Annotated in this window: 4 protein-coding genes; 2 read left to right on the forward strand and 2 right to left on the reverse strand. The window is 32.5% G+C overall.

All coding sequences use genetic code 11. The features are described 5' to 3' along the window. The first annotated feature begins 342 nt into the window (after positions 1-342). Entirely contained in the window at positions 343-2,226 is a 1,884-nt protein-coding gene (locus tag LBP67_04035) for an SIR2 family protein (GenBank protein MDR2084145.1), read from the forward strand. Positions 2,227-2,306: 80 nt separating this feature from the next. Further along, entirely contained in the window at positions 2,307-2,750 is a 444-nt protein-coding gene (locus LBP67_04040; protein ID MDR2084146.1) for a hypothetical protein, read from the forward strand. Positions 2,751-3,181: 431 nt separating this feature from the next. On the opposite strand, the gene LBP67_04045 is transcribed toward LBP67_04040, so the two are convergent. Both LBP67_04045 and LBP67_04050 read right to left on the reverse strand, forming a co-directional pair. Next, on the reverse strand, positions 3,182-3,541 hold the full coding sequence (locus LBP67_04045) for a helix-turn-helix transcriptional regulator (GenBank protein MDR2084147.1): 360 nt from the start codon (positions 3,539-3,541) through the stop codon (positions 3,182-3,184). A 263-nt stretch (positions 3,542-3,804) separates the two neighbouring features. Next, positions 3,805-4,027 (reverse strand): hypothetical protein (locus LBP67_04050; protein MDR2084148.1); only part of this gene is annotated, 223 nt, incomplete at its 5' end.

Below are 4,027 nucleotides of genomic sequence, written 5' to 3' on the forward strand. Positions count from 1 at the left end.
TTTATGATGAGGAAGTACGCCGAAATGATACGCATAAACCTGAATGTCGTTGAAATCACCCTGTTATACAAAGAAGACCGCGCCACGATCATCCAGGGCGACTTAGGCCCCATTCTGTACAAACTGGCGGAGGCCTCCTTTTTCGGCTAGATTAATTTTGAGGCAATGCGGGGTATTGACATTTCCAATAATTTGATAATATCCTATAAAAGAAGTAGGATATGGCATTCAAGCTGTCTACTTTTATATACAAATGTAGTATGTATTCTAGTTTACTCAACTTGTTTGTTATTGAGATATGAGAGGGAGGTTTTTATGGAATATAATAAGTTTCGAAATATCATGAAGATAAAGAGAGGGATTTTATTTACAGGATCTGGTTTTTCAATACTTGCTAATAATATTAATGGTAAACAGTTGCCAACAGGCAGGATGCTTTCTAAATCTTTGTGTGAATTAATGCAGATAGATGATGATTCAGATTTACAGTTTACCTCATCTGAATTTATAAGAAGGAATGATGTTTTCAAATTAATTGATTTATTAAAAAATGAATTTACAGTTAATCCAGATAATTGTAACAAATACAAGAAGATAAGTATATATCCATGGGAAAGAATATATACAACAAATTATGACAATGTTATAGAAACATGTGCCGCTAAAAGTGGAAAAAAGATTACTCCAGTTACAACTTTAGATGTTCCTTCTGATTATAGAGAAAAAAGTCATCTGAGCATTCATTTAAATGGTTATATAGATAGATTAAAACCAGAATCCCTTGAAAAAGATTTTAGGCTTACAACCGAGTCTTTTATGTGGGATGACTATAACGACAAAGCATGGTTAAGACTATTCAGACAAGATATAAAATTTTGTGACTTTATACTGTTTATAGGGTTTAATATTCTAAATGATATTGATATAAGACGTAGTATATTTGCTACCAGAGAAAGCAGAGAAAAGATATTCATTATTACACAAGAAGATATTTCAGAAAATGATACTCTTAAACTTGAAAGGATGGGAACTGTTTATGCAATAGGTGTTGACAAATTCCTTGATGATTTTGAAGGTATAGAAATTGATAATTCAAGTATGAAAAAAAATATTAAATTATTTGTGATTGAAGAAAAAACAAAAAATGATAATATTGTTAATCCAATATTTGATAAGGATATTTTTGATTTACTTCTTTATGGCAGAATAGATGATAGGCTTATTATGCAATCTCAAAAAGATGTGGATAGTCTATATTATTTTGATCGTAAAGACATAATTGAATCAATTGAACATATTAAAAAACCTGGGGCCTCATTGGTCTTACATTCTAATGTTGCAAATGGAAAATCTTTTGCTGCTAGTGTAATTATGCAGAATTTTATTTTAAACAATTATAAAGTGTTTTATTTGGATAGGATAGATGAGAATGCTTTAAAAGACATAAAATTTATTTCTACCATTGAAGGTAATAAATTGATTATTATAGAAAATTATAATTCATTCTTTTGGTTGTTTGATGACATTGCTGATATTTTTACTGATCAAAGTATAAGGTTTATATTCACTGAACGTACATTAGTAAATGATTATGCAGAAGATAAATTAAGGCAATACTTTAAAAATATTGAAAGCGTTGATTTAAATCAATTATCGCATGCCGATTTTGATTCATTTAACAAATACTTTGAAAAATATGGAATTTGGGGTGATTTTGCTGGTTATAGTGAAGCTAAGCGGAAAGAAGTAGTATTTAATATTTGTAATGGTAATATATCTTTGATACTATTAAAAATAGTTAATTCAGATAATATACGATCAAAATTAACCACAATATTAAAAACCGTATCGGATTCTTCGGCCTTATTTGAAATATTACTTTTGATCACATTTAAAGATGTTTTTAACTATTCAATGGATTATGAAGAGATCGAGTTTATACTCGGTGATGCTAATTTAAATAAATTTAAGTTTAATAAATCTGATGAAATCAATGAATTAATAGAATATAGTAAAAATAATATTAAAATTAAGTCGATTGTTCTTTCTGATTTAATAATAAATGTTATTGATAATCCTGGCGTAATGATTAACTTATTGCTAAAAATAGTTATTTATTCTAATAAACAATATGATGATCGTTATTATAGTGACATTTTAAAAAAATATCAAACTATGGATTTCTTACAAGATTATTTAAAAAATTTGATCAAAAACAACGGCTAATAATTTCTTATTATGAAAAAATTAAAGACTTTGAAGCCTTTGAGCGAAACCCGTTATTTTGGCTTCAATATGCAATGAGTATGGTTGCAATAAGTGAATATGGCAGGGCAAAAGTATATTTTAACACTGCATATTCATTTGCAGAAAGAAAACCATGGTTTGATTCTTTTCAAATTGATAATCAATTTGCTCGATTTCTTCTTGAAAACGAAATTGAAATTGGTACAAAAGAGACTTGTATGACAGCATTTAAAGAGGCGCATAATATTTTAATAAAAAAATCAGATAGTTTTCATTATACTTTTAAAGTTGCAAACAATTACTATTATTTCTATAACAAATTTTATAGCGAGATTACTATGAGTGAGAAAAATTATTTAGAAATGGCTTGTTTAACAATGTTTGAAAAGGCCAAAAAATATCAAGATGCTGTTCCTGGCTATCGACACTCAAAATACGTGAAGGAATTCATAAAGAAAATTACGGAACTAAATATAAAAAAGACAATAATGTATTCCAAATAGAAGTTGGTTTGTCAGGTTTATTAATCGCTAATTCTTTACAATATAAAGAGTTATAGTTTTCTGATCCTGACAAATTCAATTTGCTTGGAAATAACTTCCTCTGACAGATATGCTATGCATTTCATCATCGGGGAACAGTTCGTGATTCGTTTGTCTAATGTTCTGTCCAACATAAAATCCAATACTATCTTTTTTTGCTATTTTTTATATTGTGATTGGCACGTTTAAAAGTAATCATTCTGTTTTTGAAAAAACGCTAGATCAATCAGTCTGTATTCTCGTTGAACCTCTGGGGGCTAATTTTCCGCCCTGCGGGGTTTATTAGGCTTAGAAATGGGGGTATGGGGATTTATTTCCTGCATAAATAAATATTTTAGGGAGAAATCTTCAATACTTCATCATTCTGCAACGGTGATTCTTTATAGTTGACTTTACTTCTTGTCCTTGTTCTTTTCCTGACACTCAACCAAAATATCAAGCTGTTTGATAACATATTCCTGTAAATAATCATCCAGCTTTTCAAAATTCCGCATAACCTTGTCCAGCCGGGGATTAGGCTTGTCCTTGAACATCTTCCCTGTCCCCTCCCGTAGCCACTTTTCATTGACCCCGCAGTTCACGCAGACAAGCTCGATAATCCGGTCGTTAATCTCCCGGTTGGTAGCTTCAAGCACCCCCGTATAGCCCCGGCTTACCTTTATGCGCTCCGCAAATTCTTTCTGGTTCAGCCCAAGTTCTTTACGGACTTCGAGGATACGCCGGTTTATCGTGTTGAGTTGTTTTTTAGGCAAAGGAACCTCTCATAGTCTAAGTATATCCGAAAAACCCCCATTCCTCAAGGTATTCTGTATTGACTAAATGTTTCATATTATGTTATTATGGTATAATATGATATAAACAGAAGCCGCCAAAGCCCGTTCTCGCCGCCTGGCCGCCGTTTTTGACCGGCTATGCGAAAAAGACCAGGCATACCTTGAAACCCTCACCACCCAATTAGCCGAAATCCACGAAACCAGCCCGGAAAAGCAAGTTGTAACTGGAACAAAAGCGAAAACTATAGTACAACAGAATAAGGAGCAGGAACATTAAAACGCCCACCCATACCGAAACCCGCCTCCCCTGGGACGATGATACCATCACCATAAAAGGCCGCAACGCCGGAATACAAGCCCTTACCGTCCACTTCGACGGCGAAACCCTGAACATCGCAGACTTCCTGAACCACAGCCTCAAAGCCGAATACGCCGCCATTTATGAAGAAATCATGTCCCGCTATG

This window comes from Bacteroidales bacterium (assembly GCA_031276035.1).
Classification (GTDB): domain Bacteria; phylum Bacteroidota; class Bacteroidia; order Bacteroidales; family BM520; genus RGIG7150.